The 17210-nt window shown below is 66.7% G+C and carries 16 protein-coding genes; 5 read left to right on the forward strand and 11 right to left on the reverse strand.

Features of this window, described 5'->3' with window-relative positions; all coding sequences use genetic code 11:
* Positions 1-2: 2 nt before the first annotated feature.
* The 8 genes from AC1RQP_RS09830 to AC1RQP_RS09865 all read right to left on the reverse strand — a co-directional run bounded on the left by AC1RQP_RS09830 (position 3) and on the right by AC1RQP_RS09865 (position 8815).
* Positions 3-887: a branched-chain amino acid ABC transporter permease gene (locus AC1RQP_RS09830; protein WP_492936770.1), complete on the reverse strand. Its 885-nt coding sequence runs from the start codon at positions 885-887 to the stop codon at positions 3-5.
* Positions 884-2881, reverse strand: a complete 1998-nt coding sequence (locus AC1RQP_RS09835) for an AMP-dependent synthetase/ligase (protein ID WP_492936771.1) — start codon at positions 2879-2881, stop codon at positions 884-886. Before AC1RQP_RS09835 ends, AC1RQP_RS09830 begins: the two co-directional genes overlap by 4 nt.
* Positions 2881-3708 carry an ABC transporter ATP-binding protein gene (locus AC1RQP_RS09840; RefSeq protein WP_492936772.1) on the reverse strand — a complete coding sequence of 276 codons (828 nt, stop codon included), beginning with the start codon at positions 3706-3708 and terminating at the stop codon, positions 2881-2883. Before AC1RQP_RS09840 ends, AC1RQP_RS09835 begins: the two co-directional genes overlap by 1 nt.
* 21 nt (positions 3709-3729) lie before the next feature.
* Positions 3730-4593, reverse strand: coding sequence for a MaoC/PaaZ C-terminal domain-containing protein (locus AC1RQP_RS09845; protein WP_492936773.1), 864 nt, complete (start codon positions 4591-4593; stop codon positions 3730-3732).
* Between the two features lie 57 nt (positions 4594-4650).
* On the reverse strand, positions 4651-5796 hold the full coding sequence (locus AC1RQP_RS09850; protein WP_492936774.1) for an acyl-CoA dehydrogenase family protein: 1146 nt from the start codon (positions 5794-5796) through the stop codon (positions 4651-4653).
* A 57-nt stretch (positions 5797-5853) separates the two neighbouring features.
* Complete coding sequence (locus AC1RQP_RS09855; RefSeq protein WP_492936775.1) at positions 5854-6648, reverse strand: SDR family NAD(P)-dependent oxidoreductase; 795 nt, start codon at positions 6646-6648, stop codon at positions 5854-5856.
* Positions 6649-6711: 63 nt separating this feature from the next.
* A complete protein-coding gene (locus AC1RQP_RS09860) occupies positions 6712-7497 on the reverse strand; it encodes an enoyl-CoA hydratase-related protein (protein ID WP_492936776.1) in 786 nt (261 codons plus the stop codon).
* An 88-nt stretch (positions 7498-7585) separates the two neighbouring features.
* Entirely contained in the window at positions 7586-8815 is a 1230-nt protein-coding gene (locus AC1RQP_RS09865) for a cytochrome P450 (protein WP_492936777.1), read from the reverse strand.
* Positions 8816-9026: 211 nt separating this feature from the next.
* Between AC1RQP_RS09865 and AC1RQP_RS09870 the strand changes: the two genes are divergently transcribed.
* The 5 genes from AC1RQP_RS09870 (at position 9027) to AC1RQP_RS09890 (ending at position 13127) form a co-directional block, all read left to right on the forward strand.
* Positions 9027-9362 (forward strand): Rieske 2Fe-2S domain-containing protein, encoded by a 336-nt coding sequence (locus tag AC1RQP_RS09870; protein ID WP_492936778.1) that lies wholly within the window; start codon positions 9027-9029, stop codon positions 9360-9362.
* A 123-nt stretch (positions 9363-9485) separates the two neighbouring features.
* Complete coding sequence (locus AC1RQP_RS09875; RefSeq protein WP_492937134.1) at positions 9486-10535, forward strand: 2Fe-2S iron-sulfur cluster-binding protein; 1050 nt, start codon at positions 9486-9488, stop codon at positions 10533-10535.
* A gap of 76 nt (positions 10536-10611) precedes the next feature.
* Entirely contained in the window at positions 10612-11454 is an 843-nt protein-coding gene (locus AC1RQP_RS09880; RefSeq protein ID WP_492936779.1) for an IclR family transcriptional regulator, read from the forward strand.
* Between the two features lie 57 nt (positions 11455-11511).
* Positions 11512-12693, forward strand: coding sequence for a thiolase C-terminal domain-containing protein (locus AC1RQP_RS09885; RefSeq protein WP_492936780.1), 1182 nt, complete (start codon positions 11512-11514; stop codon positions 12691-12693).
* Complete coding sequence (locus AC1RQP_RS09890; protein ID WP_492936781.1) at positions 12690-13127, forward strand: Zn-ribbon domain-containing OB-fold protein; 438 nt, start codon at positions 12690-12692, stop codon at positions 13125-13127. Before AC1RQP_RS09885 ends, AC1RQP_RS09890 begins: the two co-directional genes overlap by 4 nt.
* A 327-nt stretch (positions 13128-13454) precedes the next feature.
* Here the strand turns inward: AC1RQP_RS09890 and AC1RQP_RS09895 are convergent, their stop codons facing one another.
* The 3 genes from AC1RQP_RS09895 to AC1RQP_RS09905 all read right to left on the reverse strand — a co-directional run bounded on the left by AC1RQP_RS09895 (position 13455) and on the right by AC1RQP_RS09905 (position 17184).
* Positions 13455-14246: an ABC transporter ATP-binding protein gene (locus AC1RQP_RS09895; protein ID WP_492936782.1), complete on the reverse strand. Its 792-nt coding sequence runs from the start codon at positions 14244-14246 to the stop codon at positions 13455-13457.
* Positions 14247-14660: 414 nt separating this feature from the next.
* Entirely contained in the window at positions 14661-15935 is a 1275-nt protein-coding gene (locus tag AC1RQP_RS09900; RefSeq protein ID WP_492936783.1) for a thiolase family protein, read from the reverse strand.
* A gap of 25 nt (positions 15936-15960) precedes the next feature.
* Entirely contained in the window at positions 15961-17184 is a 1224-nt protein-coding gene (locus AC1RQP_RS09905; protein ID WP_492936784.1) for a cytochrome P450, read from the reverse strand.
* Positions 17185-17210: the final 26 nt, after the last annotated feature.

The following is a 17210-nucleotide window of genomic DNA, read 5'->3' on the forward strand; positions in this document are numbered from 1 at the left end:
GGTCAGATCCTCTCGATCGTTTTCCAGCCGAAGAAGCCCGAAGGTAGGAAGGTCAGGATGAGCAGCATCAGCAGATAGGGCAGGACCGAGGCGAAGTTCGCGCCTATCAGCGGGTCGAGGTAGGTGGCCGTCAGTCGCTCCGTGACGCCGATCAGCACCCCGGCAAGCAGCATCCCGGTGATCGCCTCGAGCCCCGCCAGCAGCGCCACCGGGATCGCGATGAAACCGATCCCCGAGGCCAGGAAGTTGATCGAGTTGCCGTTCATCGCCACGACCGCGCCGACCGTCGCCAGCGCCATCCCGAGGATCCAGGCGATCTGCGAGGCGCGGCGCACCGAGATGCCGAGGTCCATCGCGGTGCGGTGGTTCTCGGCCACCGCGGTCAGGCTCAGCCCGGTCCGGGTGCGGTTGAAGAAGTAACTCAGCCCGAAGGCGATCAGCACCGTCAGTATCCCCCCGTAGAGCAGCGGCTGCATGATCAGCACGCCCTGGAAGATGATCGGCTTGGGCGGAAAAATCGCCGGGAAGGACCGCACGTGCGGCCCGAAGACCACCAGCATGAAGCCGCGCACGAAGATCAGCAGCGCGATCGACATCATCACCATGGAAAAGACCTGCTCGCCGACCAACCGCTTGAAGAAGATGCGCTCGATCAGCCCGCCGCCCGCCACCGCCAGGACCAGCGCCAGCGGCAGCGCCAGATAGAGCGGCAGAGCCCAGTCCGTCACCGTCATCCAGACGAGAAACCCGCCCAGCACTACGAGTTCGCCCTGCGCGATGTTGAACACCTTGCTCGCGCGGTAGATCACGCTGAAACCGATGGCGACAATGGCATAGAGCAAGCCCTGCAGCGCACCGTTGATGGCGAGGGTTAGAAACAGCGTCATCTTGCGTCCCTCCTCGGGGTTTTCTCGGCGCGGGCGACGGGATGGGCGCGCAGATGGCCCCCGAGCATGGCCACTACGGTGATGATCGGCACGTCGGCATGCAGGATGCCGCTGTCGCCGCCCTGGTAGGTGATCGGGATCGAGGTGCTGACCATCTCGGTGCCCTCGGTGTAGAGCCCGGCGATTATGTCCCTGTAGCGGTTCTCGATGAACTCGCGCTTGAGCTTGCGCGAGCGCGTGAGCTCGCCGTCATCGGGGTCGATGTTCTTGGGGAAGTTGGCGAAGCGCACGATCCGCGACTTCGGCGGCAGCACCGCGTTCACCTTGCGGATGCCCTCGGCCACCAGTTCGCAGATCTCGGGGCGCTTGGACAGGTCGGTGAAGTTGGCAAAGCCAATGTTGCGCCGCTCGGCCCAGGAGGAGCACATCTCCTCGTCGATGTTGACCAGCGCGGTGACGTAGCCGTGGCGCTCGTCGCCGATCACCATCACGTCCTTGATGAAGGGGTTCGAGCGCAGCCGCGTCTCGATAAACTGCGGCGGGTAGCGGTGGCCGTCGCCCAGCACCCGCATGTCCGAGACCCGCTCGAGGAAGATGATCTCGCCCTCGCGCGTCACGCTCACCGCGTCGCCGGTCGCATACCAGCCGTCCTTGAAGCGTTCGGCGGTCGCCTTCTTCTTGTTGTGGTAGCCGGCAAAGCCCGCCCCCCCGCGCAGCAGCAGCTCGTCGGCTTCGCCGAGCTTCCATTCCAGCGGCGGCCCGAGGTCGGGGTCGCCCACGAGGAAGCGGCCCACCGTCTCGACGTTGAAGGCCTCGCCCTGATGCAGCGTGACGGGACCGTATTCCGAGGTGCCGTACATGTTGCGCAGCGGCACGCCGAGCGCATGGAATAGCCGGAAGATCTCGGGCGCCATCGCGGTTCCCGCCGACATGGCCCACTTCACCCGGCTGAGGCCGAGATTCTCGCGGATGTGCCAGAGCAACCCGGCCTGGGCAAGCGGATGCAGCAGCCGCGCCCAGAGCGGCACCCGCCGCCCGTCCAGCCGCGCCGTGGCCCGCGCCATCCCGACCGCCAGCGCCTTGCGGTAGAGCCACTGGCGCACCGGCCCCGCGTCGAGCATCCGCGATTCCAGCCCCGAGGCCAGCCCCTCCCACTGGCGGGGGCTGAAGACAATCACCTCGACCGCCAGTTCACGGGTGTCGTTGCGGATGGTCTCTGCCTGTTCGGGGAAGTTGACGACCAGCGGCACCGCCATGCCCAGCACCACGCCCGAGATCTGCTCGAGCGCCCATGCCAGCGGAATCTGGCTGAGGTATTGCGCCCCTGGCCGGATCGCGAAGCCGTTGTTCAGCCGCGCGGCGTTGTCGAAGATGTAGCGGTGCGTCAGGATCACGCCCTTGGGCGCGCCCGTGGTACCCGAGGTGTAGCAGAGCGTGGCGGTGTCATCGAGACGGCCCGCCTCGACGCGGCCCTCGATCTCGCCGGGGTGGCTGCGGCGGCGCTCGCGGCCGCGGTCCTGGACGCTGCGGTAGGTGTACAGCAGCGGGTTGTCATAGGACCACAGTCCGCGCTCGTCCCAGTAGATCACCGCCTCGATGCCGGGGCATTCGGGCAGGATCTCCAGCGCCTTGTCCACCTGCTCCTGGTCCTGGGCGAGAAGGTACCTCGCCTCGGAATCGAGCAGGATGTAGCGCACCTCGGCAGGCGAGGAATCCGGGTAGATCGAGACCGCCCGCCCCCCCGCGGTCTGCGCCGCGACCTGGCCCCAGAAATGCTCGGGCTCGTTCTCGCCGATCATCGCCACGGTCTCGCGCGGCTGCAGTCCCATGTCGACGAGCCCCGAGGCCAGCGCCAGCACCTCGTCGGCGACGCGCGACCACGAGAACTCCACCCAGACGCCCAGCCGGTTGTGGCGCTGCGCCACCATGTCGGGGGTTCGCCGGGCGCGGTCGAGCAGCAGTTGCGGGATGGTCTGGGGTTTCACCGGCTTCATCACGCGCCCCCCCCCTTGTAGGATCCGCCGAGATAGGCGGCGATCACGTTCTGGTTGGCCTGGATCTCGGCCGGTCTGCCATGCGCCAGCACCTGCCCGAAGTTCAGCACATAGATGCGGTCGGACAGGTCCATGACCACCGACATGTCGTGTTCGACCATGACGATCGGGATCTTCCACAGCTCGCGGATGTCCACGAGGAAGCGCGCCAGATCCTCCTTCTCCTCGCCGTTCATGCCGGCCATGGGCTCGTCCACCAGCAGGATCTTCGGCTCGAGCGCCAGCGCCCGGCCGAGGTCCACCCGCTTGCGCAGCCCGTAGCCGAGCGTGCCCACCGGCTGGTGGCGGACGAGGCCAAGGTCGAGGAAATCGGCGATCTCCTCGGCCTTGGCCCGCAGCGCCACCTCCTCGCGGGCGGTGAAGATATGGTAGAAGAAGGACGCGGCCAGCGAGCTGCGGGCGTAGAAACCGCAGCCCAGCATGATGTTCTCGATCACCGACAGCGTCGAGAGGACGTGAATCCCCTGGAAGGTCCGCGCCATCCCCGCCCGCGCGATGCGGTGCGGCGCCCGCCCGAGGACCGAGTTGCCGAACAGCGTGATGTCGCCGTCCTGCGGGCGGTAGAAGCCCGCGAGGCTATTCAGCAGCGAGGTCTTGCCGGCGCCGTTCGGCCCGATCACCGCCACCATCTCGTCCTGGCCGACGCGCATCGACACCTCGGACAGCGCCTTTACCCCGCCGAAGCGCAGGCTGATCCCCTTGACGTCGAGGATCGGGGCCGTCGGGTCCATCTGTCGCAGGCTGCCGGAAGTCTCTGGTCTGTTCATGGGATGTCCTGTCGGCTCCGGTCAGGTGGCGAAGTCGGCGCGGCCGTTGTTGATCACCACCTGGTCGCGCTCGACCGCGCGGACGCGGAAGGCGGCGGTGCCGGGGGCGCTGGCCCAGGCCTCGGTGCGCAGCGTTTCGCCGGGATAGACCGGCGAGGAGAAGCGCACGTCCAGCCGCCGCAGCCGCGATGGATCGTTACCGCAGAACATCCGCAGGATCGCGTGGCCGGCGATGCCGTAGCTGGCTAGCCCGTGCAGGATCGGCATCCGGAAGCCGCCCGCCTTGGCCACCTCGGGGTCGGCGTGGAGCGGGTTGTAGTCGCCGTTCAGCCGGTAGATCAGCGCCTGCCCCGGCGCAGTCTTCCAGTCGAAGGCGTGCTCGGGCGCGCCCTCGGGCATCGGATGGGGGGCGGGGGCCGCAACCCTGGGCCCGCCGAAGCCGCCGTTGGCGCGCGCGAAGGTCGTGCTCGTCAGGCTGACCAGAAGTTCGCCCGTCGCCACGTCGAAGATGTCGCGGATGGTGAGCACCAGCGCACCGCGGCCCTCGCCCTTGTCCACGACCTCCTCGACGCGGGTGCGGCCGATGACGTGGCCCTCGACCGGCAGCAGGCGGTGGATGCGCATCCCCTGCTCGCCGTGGAGGAGCTGCTTCCAGTCCACCCCGGTGCCCGGCTCCTTGAGCCAGAAGCCGGGATAGCCCAGCACCACCGCCTGGGTGGGCAGCACCTTCAGCCCGTCCTCGTAGACGTAGCAAAGCTGCTCGGGGTCGATCGGATCCTGGCCGATGCCGAGGCCGAGTGCGTAGAGGATCGTGTCCTTGGACGAGTATTTCTGCTCGACGTCGGGAATCTTCCAGTGCTTTAACGTGTCATAGTCGATGGCCATCGGCTCCTCCACTGTTCCCGGCGCCGGCCTCCCCGCGGTGCGATGCCCCTTAGGTTCTCACTGCTTTACTAAGTTGCGGCCGACGATGTGCTTCATCACCTCGATGGCGCCGCCGGCCAGCCGGGTCTGGCGGGCATCGGCGAAGGCGCGGGCGATTGGCATTTCCACCATATAGCCCCAGCCCCCGAAGAGCTGCAGGCAACGGTCGAGCACGCGGCCCTGCATCTCGACGCTGCTGAGCTTGGCCACCGCCGCGTCCATCGCGTCGAACTCGCCCTTAAGGTGCAGCTCGATGCAGCGGTCGACGAAGACTCTGTTAATTATGATCTCGGTGTGCAGCTCGGCCAGCGTGAACTGCGTAGCCTGGAAGTCGGCGATGGTCTTACCGAAGGCCTTGCGCTGGCGTGTGTAGTCGATTGTCCATTCGAGTGCCGCGGCGGCGATGGCCACCGCGCGCACGCACTGGATCAGTCGCTCCTGAGCGAGCTCGGTCATCAGGTGGACGAAACCCCTGTTCTCGACCCCGATGAGGTTGCCGACCGGCACCCGCACGTTGTCGAAGAACACCTCCGAGGTGTCCATAGCCTTGCTGCCGATCTTGTCCAGCAGCCGGCCCAGAGACAGGCCCTCGCGGGTCTTCTCGACCAGCAGCAGGCTGATGCCTTTGCCGCCCGCCGCCGGATCGGTCTTGGCGGCGACCACCATCACGTCGGCGCCCTGGGCGTTGGTTATGAAGACCTTCTGGCCGCTGATCACGAACTCGTCGCCCTCGCGCCGGGCGGTGGTGCGCATCGCCTGCAGGTCGCTGCCGCCCGAGGGCTCAGTCATGGCGATGCAGGCCAGCGCCTCGCCGGCGGCCATCTTCGGCAGCCAGCGGCGGCGGTTCTCGTCGCTGGCGTATTTCAGGATGTAGGGCGCCACGATGTCGGAATGCAGCGAGAAAGCCGGGCCCGAGGCGCCGGCCCGCGCCATCTCCTCGATCACCACCGCGCTGTGCAGGAAGTCGCCCCCCATGCCGCCGTATTCCTCGGGGATCGCGCAGCAGAGGATCCCCGCCGCCCCCGCCTTGCGCCATGCCTCGCGCGAGACCTTGCCCTCCTTCTCCCAGCGGGAGTGGTGGGGTACGATCTCGGCCTCGATGAATCGGCGCACGGAGCTGCGGAAGATCTCGTGCTCTTCGCGGAATATGGTTCTGGGGATCATCTCGACCGGACCTCGGTGTTGCGGGTGGCACCCCGCCGCGGCGGGGCGCGCCTCCGTTCACAGGCAGCGCGCGATCAGCCCGCCGTCCACCGGGATCTCGGCCGCGGTGACGTAGGAGGATTCGTCCGACGCGAGGAAGAGCGCGAGGTTCGCCGTCTCCCAGCCGGTGCCCATGCGGCGCAGCGGGATCTTGTCGGTGTAGGTCGCATAGATGGCGTCGATGTCGCGGCCCGCGGCCTCGATCCCGCCGCGCGCCAGCGGCGTGTCCATCATCCCGATCAGGATCGTGTTGGCGCGGATGCCCTTGGGCCCGAAGTCCACCGCGATCGAGCGCGTCAGCGCGTTCACCGCCGCCTTCGAGGCGTCGTAGGCCGCGTAGGAGAAGCCGAGGTAGCGCACTGAGGCGATGGTCGAGATGTTGATGATCGAGCCGCCGCCCTGCGCCACCATGTGCGGGATCACCTTTTGGCAGCTCAGCATCAGCCCGCGCGAGTTAACCGCGAAGGACTTCTCCCAGGCCGCCTCGGTGACTTTGAGCGCGTTGCCGAGCCCGACGATGCCGACGTTGTTGTGCAGCACATCGATGCGGCCCCAGGCGTCGATGGTCTTCTGCACCACCGCCTCGACATCGGCGGCCACCGCGATGTCGGCCACCGCCTCGAGGCACTCGCCGCCCTCCTCGCGGATCAACCGCGCGGTCTCGGCCGCGGCCGCGGGGTCGCGGTCCACCGCCACCACCTTAGCGCCCTCGCGCGCGAAGAGCGCGGCCGTCGCCTTGCCGTTGCCCCAGCCCGGGCCGATCGAGCCCGCGCCCATCACCAGCGCGATCTTGCCTTCCAGTCGCTGTACCATTGGTCCCTTCCCCCGTCCTTCGCCGCGGCCCGCCGCCGCCCGCCCCGCCGACCCCGGCCCGCGCTACTTGCGGAACTTGCGGAAGTCGGGCTTGCGCTTATCCATGAAGGCGCTGGCGCCCTCAGTCATCTCCTCGCCGCCGGCCAGCCGCAGCAGGGTCTGCTGGGCATGGGTCATGGCGGGGGCCAGCATGTCCCACCAGACGTTTGAGGTGACCTTCGACAGCTCGATGTAAGCGGGGCTCTTGTCGAGCAGTTCCTCGCACCAGCGGATTACCTCGGCGCGCAGCTCGGAGGCTGGCACAACCTTGTTGATCCAGCCCATCTCGAGCGCTTCCTGCGCGGTGTACTGGCGGCACATGTAGCAGACCTCGCGCGCCTTCTTCTCGCCGATGGTCATCGCCAGCAGGTTGGTCGCGCCATAGACCGGCGAGGAGCCGATCCGCGGCCCGGTCTGGCCGAAGCGCGCCTCCTCCGAGGCGATCGCCAGATCCGAGCAGATCACCAGCTCGTTGCCCCCGCCCACGGCGAAGCCGTTGACCATCGCGATCACCGGCTGCGGGATATGGCGCATGAGGTTCAGCGTGCGCCCCGCCGAGGCGAAGAGGTGGCGCGCCTTGGTGACGCTGAAGTTGGCGAGGTCGGCCAGATAGCCGCCCGCCGAGAACGCCTTGCCCGCCCCGGTCAGCACCACCACGCCAACCGTCGGATCGAAGCCGAAGGCCTCGAAGGCGTCGCCCATCTCGCGGATCGTCGCGTGATCGAAGGAGTTGTAGCGCTCGGGATGGTTGATCGTGATCCAGCCGACGGCGTCGGTCTTCTCCACGATGATGTGCTTGTATTCGGTCATGTCCGCCTCGGGATTGCAACTGGGGAGGGCGAAGCCGCCCCGCTCCCGCGGATCGTCCGCGGGGGCGGGGCGGGCGTGCCTTGCCTCACTAGGCCGCGATGGCCTGGGGATTGCGCAGCTCGAGCGAGCTCACGCCGCGCACCACATAGGCCTCGCGCCACGAGGGCGAGGCGTCGGTGAGCTGCACCTCGCCGTAGCGCTTGAGGAACTCAGTGATCGCGATCCGCCCTTCGAGCCGCGCCAGCGGCGCCCCGAGGCAGAGGTGCACGCCATAGCCGAAGTGGAGCGAGCCCTTGGGCTTGCGCGTCACGTCCAGCTTGTCGGGCTCGGCAAAGACCGAAGGGTCGCGGTTGGTCGCGAGGATCATGCAGAACAGCCGGTCGCCCGCCTTGATCTGTTGCCCGCCGATCTCCGCATCTACCAGCGACACCCGCACCAAGCAGGCCGCCGGATTGTCGAAGCGCAGTAGCTCCTCAATGGCGTTCTCGATGTATTCGGGATGCTCCTGCAGCAGCTTGAGCTGGTTGGGGTTGCGCAGCAGGTTGTAGATGCCGGTCCCGATCAGGTCGGTCGTGGTCTCGTGACCGGCGAAGATCAGGATCGTGCAGGTCTGCAGGATCTGCTCGTCGGTCAGCGGCTCCGCCTGGGCCTCGCTGAAGTCGATCAGCCGCGAGATCACGTCGGTACCGCGGTTCTTCTTGCGGTCCTCGATCACGGCGGCGAAATACTTGCGCATCTCGCGGATCGCCTCGGTCGAGCGCTCGGCCCGCTTGGGGTCGAGCCGGGCCCCGCCGATGAAGGCGGCCAGCTCGTCGGACCAGTGCTTGACCCTCTCGGCGTCTTCCGAGGGCAGGCCGAACATCGCCACGATCACCGCCGTCGGCAGCGGCACCGCGAAGTCGTCGAGCAGGTTGAAGCGTTCGCGCCCCTCGAGCCCGTCGAGCAGCGCGTTCACCTTGTCGCGGACGAAGCCCTCCATCCCCGGGATCGCCGGCAGGAAGGCTTGGTTCAGCACCATGCGCACCTTGGTGTGCGGCGGCTTGTCGAGGAAGACCACCCATTCGGTGACCGATTCGCCGACCTCGGCCAGCTCGGTCATGCCCTGCTTGCAAATGTAGTTCAGGAACGGGCGGATGCGCGAGTTCGAGAAATCGTTGGCGCGGCCGAGGATGTTCTTCACGTCCGCATGCCGCGTCACCACCCAGCCCTTCACCTGATCGTCCCAGTAAACCGGCTTCTCCTCGCGCAGACGCTTCAGCGTGGGATAGGGGTTCGCCAGGTAGCCCGGGGCGAAGAGATCAACGTTGGTCTCGTCCATCTTTATTTCCTCCATAGAGAAAGCTATTCTTTATTGAGATAATTCTTGTCACGGCGACAAATTTTGGTCAAGTTGTTTCTGCGGCAGGATCGGAACCCGCGCCGCACGGCGGCTGGGAGAGCCCTTGCCGCCGCTCCGGCGTGGACCGTGCGCAGGGGCGGGGAATGGGTCGTGCGGGCCCTGACGGGCCCCTTGGGAGGTCGGACAAGCGATGACGTGGAAGCTGGTCGAAGGCGCCGACAGCGTGCTTGAGAACGACATGAAGGAATTCGAGGTCGATGGCGTCGGCATCCTGATCGCGCGCAACGCGACGGGCTATTACGCCTATCCCCCGCTCTGCCCGCACATGGAGGCCCAGCTCGCCTTCGGCACCTGCGACGGCAAGCTCATCACCTGCATGCAGCACCTCTGGCAATGGGACATGGAGACCGGCGAGCCGGTCGGAATGGCCGAGGAGGCGATCAAGACCTACCGCACCAAGGTAGAGGACGGCCAGGTTTTCGTCTGGTTCGAGCAGGAACTGAAATACGCCTACATGGAAGACTGATCTCGGTGCTGGGGCGCGCCCGGCGCGGGGCCTGGGCCGGTGCCGCCAGCGGCGTCGGCCTTCGGACTGGGAGGACGAGCGGTGCAGAGCGGCATAACAGAGCGGCGGGCGGTGCCCGTCACCGTGAAGGGGCGCAGCGGCGCCGCCGCCTTCGAGGCGGCCCCCGGCGAGACGCTGCTCGAGGCGGCGCTGCGCCAAGGCGCGGACGTGCCATACAGCTGCGGCTCGGGAAGCTGCGGGCTGTGCAAGGCCAAGGTGACCTCCGGCAGCGTCGAGAAGCTCTGGCCCGAGGCCCCGGGCTACGGGCGCAAGCCGAAGGAGGACGAGGCGCTGCTCTGCCAGTGCGCGGCCGGCGAGGCGGGCGCCGGCCGCTCGCTCGAGCTTGCGCTCAATGGTGCCAGCGGCGCGCTGGCCCGCGCGGAGACCCGCCCCGGCCGGTTTGCCGCGCGGATCCTGCGGGCCGACCTGATCGGCGAGGGGCTGCTCGAGATCGAGTTCGGCCTCGACCGGCCGATGCGCTATGCCGCCGGGCAGTTCGGGCTGTTCTACTTCCCAGCAATCCCCGGCGGGCGGGCCTTCAGCTTCGCCGCGCCGCCGGTCGCGGGCGGCAGCGACCGCGTGCTGCTGGTGGTCAAGCGCAAGCCGGGCGGGCCCGCCACCGAGCGCCTCTTCGCCCCCGGTGTCGTGGGCCACGCGGTCGAGATGTTCGGGCCGCTGGGCCTTGCCACCTTCGATCCCGTCCGCGAGGGCGACCTGATCTGCGTGGTCGGCGGCTCGGGCCTGTCGCTGGGCCTCTCGATCATGGGGGCGGCGGCGCGCGCCGGGCACTTCGCCACGCACCGCGGCCTGCTGGTGATCGGCATGCGCCGCGCCGCCGATCTCGCGAGCCTCGCCCCGCTCGGCGCCATGGTCGAGACCGCGGGGCCTTGGCTGCGCATCGTGGTCGCTCTTTCGGACGAGGGCGCGGCCGCGCCCGCAGGCTGGGCGGTGCCCGGAGTCGAGGTGATGCAGGGCCTTGCCCACGACGCGATGCGCGCGGCCATGGCCGGGGACTATGCCGGCCGCGTGGCCTATGTCGCGGGCCCACCGCCGATGATCCAGGCGGTGCAGCGGGTGCTGCTGCTCGAGGGCCGGCTGCCCGCCGGCGACATCCGCTGCGACACCTTCTACTAACGCGCTACTAACGCGCCGATGATTACCCCTCAGGGCTTAGGACGGGCGCGTGATCTCCACAACGGCAAGGACGGTCATGCTCGAACCCGATTTCCGCGAAACCGACGGCAGCGGTGCGGCGGCCGGCACGCGCCAAGCGGCCAACGCCCCAGTCCAGGTGATGGTGGGCAAGCCGGTCGGCGCGGTCGTCAGCGCGGTGCGCATCCTGCGCCTGCTGGCCAAGGCGCAGGGCGCCATGCGCGGCAGCCGCATCGCCCGGAATCTGGGGCTGAACACCAGCACCTGCTTCAACATCCTCCAGACGCTGGCGGCCGAGCGGCTAGTCCGCTACGACCCCGAGACCAAGCGCTACCGCCTGGGCTACGGGCTGCTCGACCTCGCCTCCAGCAACGCGATCATGGGCGGCGACCTGTCGGGCATCCGTGTGGCGATGCAGGAGATCTCGGACGCCCACGACATCACCATGTCGCTGTGGCGGCGCGTGTCGGACACCCGGATGCTGCTCATCATGGTCACCTCCAGCGCCCGCCAGACGCGGGTGCACATGACCGTGGGCCAGCGCCTACCGCTGCTGGTGGGCTCGACCGGGCGGGCGATGGCGGGCAAGCTGAACCTCAGCCGGGAGGAGATCCGCCGCTACTTCGACGAGGTGCACTGGATCCGCCCGCTCACCTTCGACACCTACTATCAGGAGGTGCTGACCGGGCTCGAGCGCGGCTGGACGCTCGACGCCGGCGACTTCGTGAACGGCCTGCACTCGATCTCGGCTGCGATCACCGACGAGCGCGGGGTGCCGTTGCTGGTCGCTACCGCGACCCTCTTCTCGGGCCAGTACAGCGACCGGCGCGGCGAACGGATCGGCCAGACGCTGGTCGAGATGGCGCAGCGCGTCCGGCCGCTGGCGCAGGGCCTGGAATAGCGCGCCCCGCGCGGCGCGCCGACAATGACGGACATGGGACAGGGGACAGGAGAAATCATGGCGGAACGAAACCTTCGTGGCAAGGTCGCGGTGGTCGGGATCGGTGAGACCGACTACTACAAGCACGGCAAGTCGCCCGATCCCGAATTCAAGATGGCTTTAATGGCGATCCTGGCCGCCGCCGAGGATGCCGGGATCAGCCCCAAGGAGATCGACAGCTTCGCCTCCTACGCCGACGAGCGCAGCGACCCCTCTCGCCTCGCGGCCGCGCTCGGCACGCCCGAGCTGCGCTTCTCAAACCTGCAATGGGGGGGCGGCGGCGGCGGCGGCGCGGGCGCGGTCGGCAACGGCGCGGCGGCGATCATGGCCGGGCTCGCCGATGTCGTGGTCGTCTATCGCTCGCTCGCGCAGGGCCAGTTCCGCCGCTTCGGCCAGGCCGCGGCGGGGGGAACCGTCTCGGGCGACATGGCGCTCAGCACCCCCTACGGGGTGATCGCGCCGGCGCAGCGCTTCGCCATGAAGGTCACGCGCTACATGCACGAGCACGCGGTCCGGCGCGACGCGCTCAAGGCGATCGCCCAGGCCTCCTACCACCACGCGCAGTCGAACCCGCGCGCAGTCATGCGGGGGGTGCAGCTCACCGATGATCTCTACGAGAACTCGCGCTGGATCGCCGAGCCCTTCAAGCTCTACGACTGCTGCATGGAGAACGACGGTGCGGCGGCGCTGATCCTGATGTCGGCCGAACGCGCCCGCGACCTCAAGCAGAAGCCGGTCTATCTGCTGGCGCAGGCGCAGGGCTCCGACCACCGGTCCGCGGCGCGCGGCTACAACATGCCGAACTACCCCTCGGCCAACTTCGGCCCGGTGGCCAAGCATCTGTGGAACATAGCCAAACTCGGCCCGCAGGACATGGATGTGGTCCAGTCCTACGAGAACTTCACCGGCGGCGTGCTGATGGCGCTGGCCGAGCACGGCTTCTTCAAGCCCGAGGAGGCCAACGACTTCCTCACGCTTGACAACTTGATCGTGGGCAAGGGGAAGATGCCGCTCAACACCAGCGGCGGCAACCTCGCGCATTGCTACATGCACGGGCTGGAGCTGCAGATCGAGGCCGTCCGCCAGCTTCGCGGGACCGCCGATTCGCAGGTGCAGGGGGCGCGGACCGCCGCCGTCATCGCCGGGCCCATGGTCAGCCCGGTCACGAGCCTGGTCTTCGGTTCGGAGGAAATGCTGTGAGCTACTATCTTCCCAAGGACATGCCGACCCCGGTCGTCGAGAACGACAATCTCGACAGGCCCTACTGGGAAGGCACGCTGAAGGGCGAGCTGCGCGTGCAGCGCTGCAAGGCCTGCGGCACCTGGCAGTGGGGGCCGGAGTGGCTCTGCCACGAATGCCTATCCTTCGACATGGAATGGGTGACGATCGCGCCGAAGGGCCGCATCTATTCCTGGACCCGGCTGTGGCACCCCGTCCACCCCGCGCTCAAGGAGCAGGGGCCCTACATCGCGGTGCTGGTCGAGCTGCCGCAGGCGGGCAACGTGCGAATGCTGGGCAACCTCCTCGGCGATCCGCGCCAGGAGATCCCGATCGGCGCCGAGGTCGAGGCGGTGTTCGAGCCCCACCCCGACGCGACCCCGCCCTATGCGCTGGTGCAGTGGAAGCTGAAGTAACCCCGCGCCCGCCGCCAGAGAGCCGCGCCGCCCGGGAAGCCGGGCGGCGTTTGCGGTTGCGGGGGGCGTTGCAGGACCCCCGCAACGGAGACGGCCGCCAGGGCCGGGGGCCGCATCCGCTGCCCGGGCGACGGTCGCCGCCCCCGGCCCGGGCTGGTCCGGTTTCCGGGGCCGCCCGACCCGCCGGGGCGGGGCGGGCTGCGACCGGAGGCGCAGGCCGGGCATCGCGACAGGCGCCTCCCCCCGGACGGGGCGCGTCTGAAGGGGCGGGTGCATTTCCATGTGGTGCCGCCTCCCCCCGGCGCATCGGGCGGCGGCCGCGGCCGCTCAGCCCAGCCAGCGCTTGCGGCGGCGGTAGTGCTTGATGTTGCGGAAGCTCTTCTTCTTACCGCCCGAATCGAGGCCGAGGTAGAATTCGCGCACGTCCTCATTTTCGGCCATCTCGCGCGCCGAACCGTCCAGCACGATGCGCCCGTTCTCCATGACGTAGCAGTGGTCGGCCACGCTCAGCGCCGCGCCCGCGTTCTGCTCGACGATCAGCAGCGTCAGCCCGTCGGCCTTGAGCCGCGCGAGGTTGGCATAGATCTCTTCGACCATCATCGGCGCGAGGCCGAGCGAGGGCTCGTCGATCATCACGAGCTTGGGGTCGGCCATCAGCGCCCGGCCGATTACCAGCATCTGCTGCTCGCCGCCCGAGAGATAGCCCGCCTGGCGCGAGCGCAGCCCCTTCACCAGCGGGAAACGTTCGTAGACCATCTCGAGGTTGTGGCGCAGCGCCTGCCCCGAGGGCAGGATGTGGCCGCCGACGATCAGGTTCTGCTCGACCGTCATATGCGGCAGCACCCGCCGCCCCTCGGCCACCAGCGCCAGCCCCTCGCGTAGCAGCACCTCCGAGGACAGGCCGTTGATGAGCCGGGTGCCGAAGTGGACCGTGCCCCCGGTGATCTTGCCGTCCTCGGTCTCGATCGAGCCCGAGATCGCCTTGAGCGTGGTGCTCTTGCCCGCGCCGTTGGCACCGAGGAGCGCAACGCAGCTGCGCTCGGGAACGTCGAGGTTGACGCCCTTCACCGCCAGGATGACGTCGCTGTACATCACCTCGAAGTTCTGCAGGATCAGCATCTCTCTTCCCCTCCCCGCTGCCTCCGATTCCCGGCCGGAGAAGGGCCGGGGCCCCGCCTTCCGGCACTCGCGGAAGATAGGGCCAAACCCCTGCCTTTGAAAAGCCGAATCTCCGATTCGGAAGGGGTTTGCCGGGCCCCCGAGCGTCTCTGCCTGCGGATTCCAATTTATTCCAGCCGGGTATTCCGACGTAAAGCCGGCCATTGCAACATGGACAACCGCTCGTCCGTTTGCCTTCCTCCCAAGGCGCCAAAAATCCGTCGCCTATTTCATCAAAGAGGTCGCCCAAATGCCCGACGCTACTACTATGAAACCAAATAAGTGTTGTTTCTCGCGTATCATCGGGCGGAATTCGTCATGCAATTTCGAAAAGACGCGCCTGCAGTTTTCCCTTGCGGTAACGATGAGCTTAAATCAGATGGAATCGGGCTTTTCCAGGATCGTTATCGCGCAGGCCGCTTCGTCAAAGCCCATGACGCCGCCGCCATTTTCGGCAAGCGCTATTCGCGCCTTCTTCGCTTGCCGCTCCCCCGCCTCTCCGCGCAACTGCAGAACGAGCTCGTGAATCATCGACAAGCCCGTGGCCCCGATAGGATGTCCTTTGGAGACGAGTCCCCCTGAGAGGTTTACGGGGCGCTCGCCACCGAGCGTGGTTGCGCCGGATGCGACATAGGCGCCGCCTTGCCCCTCTGGGCAAAGCCGAAGCATCTCGACTTGATAGATTTCGCAGAACGATGTCGCATCGTGAACTTCGGCGACATCGATATCTGACGGCGAGAGTCCGGCCATTTTGTAAGCCCTGTCCGCCGCAATGCGTGAAAGCCCGGGCTCCTCGAGCGACCGGTACTTGCCGCCCGACATCGTGCTGGCCCGAACCTTGACCGCCCGGTCCCGCACCCGTCCCGGCAATGCAGCAAGGTAGTCCTTCGAACAAACAAGCGCAGCTGCAGCACCGTCGCCGATCGGCGCGCACATGCTTCGTGTCAGCGGATAGCTGATTTCACGATCAGCCAGCACCTCGTCGATCGTTGCCTTGAAGCGGTATTGCGCAAGTGGGTTGAGACTCCCGTGATTGTGGTTTTTGGCCGCACCCGCCGCTATCTGTCGTTGTGTCGTACCGTAACGCTTCATGTGATACGCCGCCTGCATCGCATAAGTATCCATGAAGATTGTGCCGCGCTTCTCGCCAGGCGTGAAAGGCTTGCCGCATGCTCTTCCGGCTTCACCATAATAGGTGAGCCACTCGTCCGGATCCAGGCGATCGATGCCGCCATCGAAAATCTCCTGGGTCCGTGCAGGGTCATCCGGAATAAACGTCTTCTCGACTCCGATGGCGAGTGACAACTGAGCATCACCCGACGCGATGTCTTTCCAGGCGCCATGGAATGCTTGGGACGCAGTAGCGCAGCCACCTTCAACGTTCATCGTCGGAACGCGCTCGGGAAACAGACCATCCCGAACCAGCGGCGAGAGGCAGACTTGCCCGCGAATATTGCGCTGCCCAAATGAGCCCATTCCGCAATTTCCGAACCATGACATTACGATGTCGCGACCGTCCTCCATTCCTGCGTCGTTCAAGACGGAAAGATAGACTTCACGCGTCAATTCCTTGAAGCTCGTTTCGGGCTTCTTGCCGAATGCGGTGCAGGCGGTCCCGATCACATATACTTCCGGCATTGTCTTTCTCATCAGAGTCATCTCCACACTCTGCGGATCACCGCAAACGTACCGGGAGCGATTTCATGCCTCGCAGAGTGACCGAATCTTTCCACTCCGGAGCGGCCGCAGTCGCCAGCGTGATTCCGGGAAACCGTTCGATCAAGGCGCGCAGCGCAAACTGCCCCTCTAGTCTGGCGAGCGGCGAGCCGAGGCAAAAGTGAATGCCTTGACCGAACGTCAAGTGCACGTTTGGCGATCGGCTGATGTCGAAGCGGTCCGGCTCCGCAAACACTTCGGGATCGCGGTTGGCGGAATTGATGAAGGCGAACAGCCGCTGACCTTGCAACAGCCGCTTGTTGCCGAGCTCGAAGTCTCTCGTAACGACACGCCCCACCGCGCCGCTTGGCCCATCGTATCGGAGCCATTCTTCAACCGCCGGCTCGATCAGTGAAGGATCGTCCTTGACGCGCTTCCACTGGTCCGCGAACTTCATCGTGTAGTAGAAGCCGTTACCAAGCAGATTGGTCGTGGTTTCGTGCCCGGCAAACAGCAGAAGTATACAAGTGGCAATCACCTCATCGTCCGTCAGCGCCTCGCGTTCGCCACGTGCCATCACGAGTTGACTGATAATGTCGTCCTGCGGGTCGGCCGCCCGTTTCGCGAGGATGCCGCGAAAGTAGTCCGCCATCGCTTTCGCCCCGGCTTCGGCGCGCAGATATTTATCGGCCGTCGCACGCGAGGTCCCTATGAAGAGGGCAATGTCATCGGACCAGTCCTTGACGAGATACAAATCCTCCCTTGGCACGCCGAGCAGATCCATCATCACGGTTGCCGGCAAGGGATAGGCGAAGTCGGCGATCCAGTCGACAACTCCGGTCGAGCGCGACTTTTGCTCCATCTGGTCGAACAGCATCCCGACGATCTGTTCCACATTGGGCTCAAGCGCCTTGACCGAGCGCGAGGTGAACGCCTTGGTGAACAGTCGGCGCAGACGCGTGTGCTCGGGCGGGTCACGGAAGACCATCCATTTTCCGAGGTAGGTCATCAGATGAGCGTAGGAGCTCTGACGATCGGCGGGCACGGCTGCGAAGAACGGACCCAATCGGTCCGCCGACATATCGGAGTAGTCCATCGCCACACGCTTCACATCCTCATAGCGTGTAATAACCCATGCCTTCATGGCTGGCGACCAATGTACCGGATCGTTCTCCCGCAGTTGCACGAAGAGCGGGAACGGGTCGGCATTTGTCTTGGAATCGGAGAAGTCAACGTTCAGCATCAAAGGGAACTCCCACAACCTTCCAG

It is taken from the genome of Bradyrhizobium sp. GW821-FHT13H06, assembly GCF_058803975.1.

What these genes read in the sequence shown, in the direction of transcription:
- AC1RQP_RS09830 (WP_492936770.1), bottom strand. Translation starts at nt 887, where the DNA reads ATGACGCTGTTTCTAACCCTCGCCATCAACGGTGCGCTGCAGGGCTTG.
- AC1RQP_RS09835 (WP_492936771.1), bottom strand. Translation starts at nt 2,881, where the DNA reads ATGAAGCCGGTGAAACCCCAGACCATCCCGCAACTGCTGCTCGACCGC.
- AC1RQP_RS09840 (WP_492936772.1), bottom strand. Translation starts at nt 3,708, where the DNA reads ATGAACAGACCAGAGACTTCCGGCAGCCTGCGACAGATGGACCCGACG.
- AC1RQP_RS09845 (WP_492936773.1), bottom strand. Translation starts at nt 4,593, where the DNA reads ATGGCCATCGACTATGACACGTTAAAGCACTGGAAGATTCCCGACGTC.
- AC1RQP_RS09850 (WP_492936774.1), bottom strand. Translation starts at nt 5,796, where the DNA reads ATGATCCCCAGAACCATATTCCGCGAAGAGCACGAGATCTTCCGCAGC.
- AC1RQP_RS09855 (WP_492936775.1), bottom strand. Translation starts at nt 6,648, where the DNA reads ATGGTACAGCGACTGGAAGGCAAGATCGCGCTGGTGATGGGCGCGGGC.
- AC1RQP_RS09860 (WP_492936776.1), bottom strand. Translation starts at nt 7,497, where the DNA reads ATGACCGAATACAAGCACATCATCGTGGAGAAGACCGACGCCGTCGGC.
- AC1RQP_RS09865 (WP_492936777.1), bottom strand. Translation starts at nt 8,815, where the DNA reads ATGGACGAGACCAACGTTGATCTCTTCGCCCCGGGCTACCTGGCGAAC.
- AC1RQP_RS09870 (WP_492936778.1), top strand. Translation starts at nt 9,027, where the DNA reads ATGACGTGGAAGCTGGTCGAAGGCGCCGACAGCGTGCTTGAGAACGAC.
- AC1RQP_RS09880 (WP_492936779.1), top strand. Translation starts at nt 10,612, where the DNA reads ATGCTCGAACCCGATTTCCGCGAAACCGACGGCAGCGGTGCGGCGGCC.
- AC1RQP_RS09885 (WP_492936780.1), top strand. Translation starts at nt 11,512, where the DNA reads ATGGCGGAACGAAACCTTCGTGGCAAGGTCGCGGTGGTCGGGATCGGT.
- AC1RQP_RS09895 (WP_492936782.1), bottom strand. Translation starts at nt 14,246, where the DNA reads ATGCTGATCCTGCAGAACTTCGAGGTGATGTACAGCGACGTCATCCTG.
- AC1RQP_RS09900 (WP_492936783.1), bottom strand. Translation starts at nt 15,935, where the DNA reads ATGAGAAAGACAATGCCGGAAGTATATGTGATCGGGACCGCCTGCACC.
- AC1RQP_RS09905 (WP_492936784.1), bottom strand. Translation starts at nt 17,184, where the DNA reads ATGCTGAACGTTGACTTCTCCGATTCCAAGACAAATGCCGACCCGTTC.